Origin of the sequence: Luteimonas salinilitoris (genome assembly GCF_041300785.1) — a bacterium.
Taxonomy (GTDB): domain Bacteria; phylum Pseudomonadota; class Gammaproteobacteria; order Xanthomonadales; family Xanthomonadaceae; genus Luteimonas; species Luteimonas salinilitoris.
The window spans coordinates 1-3,454 of the sequence record NZ_JBFWIB010000039.1 but is presented as its reverse complement, the minus strand read 5'-3'; the positions used below and the strand labels follow the sequence as shown (position 1 = coordinate 3,454).

At 53.9% G+C, this 3,454-nt stretch carries 4 protein-coding genes; 1 reads left to right on the top strand and 3 read right to left on the bottom strand.

What is annotated here, in order from left to right; translation table 11 throughout:
- A partial coding sequence (locus AB5T46_RS20230) for a GSCFA domain-containing protein (RefSeq protein WP_370565913.1) occupies window positions 1–902 on the top strand: 902 nt, incomplete at its 5' end.
- Here the strand turns inward: AB5T46_RS20230 and AB5T46_RS20225 are convergent.
- The 3 genes from AB5T46_RS20225 to AB5T46_RS20215 form a co-directional block, all read right to left on the bottom strand.
- Window positions 885–1,682 carry a hypothetical protein gene (locus AB5T46_RS20225; protein WP_370565912.1) on the bottom strand — a complete coding sequence of 266 codons (798 nt, stop codon included), beginning with the start codon at window positions 1,680–1,682 and terminating at the stop codon, window positions 885–887. The genes AB5T46_RS20230 and AB5T46_RS20225 overlap by 18 nt on opposite strands.
- 27 nt (window positions 1,683–1,709) lie before the next feature.
- Window positions 1,710–2,600, bottom strand: coding sequence for a class I SAM-dependent methyltransferase (locus AB5T46_RS20220; RefSeq protein ID WP_370565911.1), 891 nt, complete (start codon window positions 2,598–2,600; stop codon window positions 1,710–1,712).
- A gap of 281 nt (window positions 2,601–2,881) precedes the next feature.
- Window positions 2,882–3,454 (bottom strand): hypothetical protein (locus AB5T46_RS20215; protein ID WP_370565910.1); only part of this gene is annotated, 573 nt, incomplete at its 5' end.

Sequence of the window (3,454 nt, the reverse complement as noted above, 5' to 3'; positions counted from 1 at the left end):
TACCTGGCCCGTTTCCATTCCGAACATTTGAGTATGGGCATAAACATACCGGGGCAGAGATTCGCACCGCCAGGAAGGCCGGAATTGTTAATAAGTACAACTCACGCTCAATGGTTCAAGAGATGGCGTGGGCGGCCGGGGAGTCAGATTTCCCCGTTGAAGCGTTCCTGCAGAAAAAAGGCGGCGAATACTACGACCCACACATCCGCAGGGAAATATCAGAATGTTCGTTAGACGAACTTGTGGAGCGGCGTACACATATCAAATCCTATTTCGCGCGAGCGTTGAAAGCGGACGTCATCGTTGCGACCCTGGGCTTGAGCGAGTACTGGTTTGACGAGGAAATGGGATTGGCACTCAGCGAAATTCCGGATCCATATTGCCTGAGAAGTAACCCGGGGAGATTCAGTTTCTGTGTTTCCGAGGTGGAGGATGTAATCGGAGATTTGAACGCCGTTCACGACATCGTTTCGCGCAATGGGAATCCCGGCTGCCAATTCATCGTGACGACATCGCCGGTCCCGATGGGGCGGAGATTCACTGACCAGGACGTAATCATTGCCAATATGCATTCCAAGTCGGTACTTCGAATCGCTTCGCTTGCCTTTGCGCAACAGCACGACAACGTCGATTATTACCCGTCCTATGAGGGAGCCATGTTATCGGATCCGCGGCTGGTATGGGCGAGTGATCGGCTCCATGTAAGCGCCTTCATGGTCGGCAAGCTGATCCGGGAGTTCCTTGTACGGTATGGGGTCGATGTCCCTGACGATGGGAGCGATGTGATAGTGAACGATGAGGACGCCGTTGTCGCCCTGCGGAAGGAGCTTGACAGGCAGTCCAAGCGAATAGTGGAACTGGAGAGGGGGAGCGAGAGTTCGGAGTTAATATCCGCGATCTGAGTGCAATTGCACAACGCTCATGCCCGTATGGGTAAAAGCGTTCCCGAAAGTTTCGAACAGGAATGCGATGTCGTCCTGACATGAGGCGCACAGCGTTGCTCTGCATTCATCGGAAATCGGTGGAGCAGGATCAGCGTTGCGATGGTGAATAGTGAAGTCGATCCCGCGCGCCTCCGGCAGGGCGCGGTATACGAAATCGGAGATGATGTTGCCCTCTATCATCTGCTTTCGGTCGTATAGATTAATACTGACCGAGGGCCAAACGGATCTGAGCCGGTTTACCCTTTTACGCAATCCCGGCGAAAATTTCCTGGGATCAGGCGCTCCACGATCACGGGAGGGGTTGCCAACCGGCTTTGCACGCTGGTTGATGAAGCTGCGGTAGTAGTCGATCGGGTCACGCAACCATACGACTACGGATATGTCATGCGTGAAGACCTCGAACAGGGTCCTCAGCAATTGTTGGCCGTCCTCGCGAAAGTCTAAGGCGTACTCTGTCGAAAACAGGATCACGGACGGTCTTCTGCTTGCAGAATCGACGATGGCCGCCTTCACCTTGTCTTGTGCCAGACGCCAATCTTCGACGCTCAGGTGGTCCAGCCCACGCGGCCGTGCTTCATATGGCTTCGCAATCGCCGAAAGCAGTTGGTGTGTCGAACCATTGTCCATCTTCGGGTATATGACTCCGGCCCGCTCCAATACAATGCGATTCCTGGCAAGGGTCGATTGTAGGGACGATGTGCCGGTTTTGCCCATTCCGACGTGAAAAACAATTCTCACGGTGCATTCCTTCGATAAGGGCTTGCATCACCGCTGGGCTAGAGCTATGGCGTAATTCGTATAACCCAGTTCGATCATGTGGTCATCCAGGCTAAGGGCTTCATCAAGGATGTCCACATCATCGTTTTCATCGATATTCGCTAAAATGTTGTTGAGGGCGGTGTGGTAGATTGCACCGCCCGTCTTGAGGATTTCAGCTGTCGGGAAATACTTCTTGAGCGAAGGCAAGATCATGCTGCTGTCCGCAGCCTCGCTGGGGTCTTTGGCCCACAACAATGCCGCATCCGGCTTGGGAACGATGCGTGGTAGGCGCTTGGCGGAGCTACGGGGGTGCTTGAAAACGCGCTCGGGCAAACTGGCCCGGAAATTATTGACGTGAAAGAGATGGGCTTCATCCCATTGGAAGCCGGTCGGGCCGACATAGTCATCCATGGCAAAATACCCGCCTTTTTTCAGCCGCTCTCGATTCCACCAAACCGCACGCTTCACATCCATCATGTGGTGAAGCGCATTGTTCCAATATACGAGGTCGTAATCGTCTGGCAGGGCCATGGCCATGGCGTCTGCACGATGGAACTGGATTCGATCCGCAAGTCCCTGCGCTTCGGCAAGTTGATGCCCTTGGTCGATCCGTTCCTGTGAAAATTCATAGCACTCGAAATGTGAAACGATTCCGGCGCGAAGCAAGCGCATTTCCTTGCGGGCGGGGCCGCACGCCACCGAAATCCCTTTTTTGAACCGCTGACCAAGCGACCCCAGAAGATGGTTGAAGCCAGCATGCATCGAAGGACTGGAAACGCCTGCTTTGGCGTTAATGTGCTGTTTGATACGGTCGCTCGCCCACCATCTCGGTCTGACGGGGGTCTTCTTGGCAGCCCACTTTTGGCCAATGTGCTCTTGTTCGCTGCTGAGTGTCATCCGTATTCGACTCCCGAGAACTTTGGTTGTCTTGAAGTCTGCGTCTGAAGGCCGTGGCTTGAACGGTACTATCATGACTCGCACCTGCCGCAAGTCGACGTCACTGTAGCACCACTTTGCGCGATCCCCTTTCCAGGTGGGCGCCAGGGTCTCGATGCAGGTCTCCGTGACATGCGAGCCTTGCCGATTGACCAGTACGTTGCCGATGACTGGTCAGCATGATTTCGTCGGACAGATCGCATCGGTCAGATCAATTCTGAAGGCTGTGGCTTGAACTGGCATTACCGACCAATGAGACGAGGTAGCCAGATTTCCACATGTGATCGCTTCCGCCAGCTTTCCGATGAGCGCGTTATGTGCGAATGCAGCGAGATCCGCAGCTCATGGCATCCGCTCTCTGGAAATGCATTCTTAAGCAGGACGCGTCGAATATTGTCCTTTTGTAATGTCATCGGCCATCGCTTTATTCTTCGTCCAGCCACCTCAATCTGGAGCGCGAACGGCTTGTGCTTTTGCTTTGGCTGATAAGGCGCGAAAACAAACAATTCCAGATCGTGACGCGCACCTTTGGAGGTGCACACATCCCGCGACATGCTTAATAGATCGCCTCTACTGACAGGCGCCGGAAACTCTAGGGTGGAAACCAGTGCACTTGCGTAGGTCCCGATGCGGGCACCATCTTCATCCGCGGTCCTGGACAGTCTCTTAAGTTTTTTGGGGTCAATATTGGAACTTCTCGGAAAGTTCTTTGCGTCGAATGTTTGCGGACGTGCGGCATGCAACTTCGTATCCCAGTTCATATCCAACACTGCATGTTTCTGCTCAAGCTGGAATTTCCAGTTCGACAGAATGAG

Excerpts from the sequence above, each read along its gene's own strand:
- AB5T46_RS20220 (WP_370565911.1), bottom strand. The coding sequence starts at position 2,600 with ATGACACTCAGCAGCGAACAAGAGCACATTGGCCAAAAGTGGGCTGCC.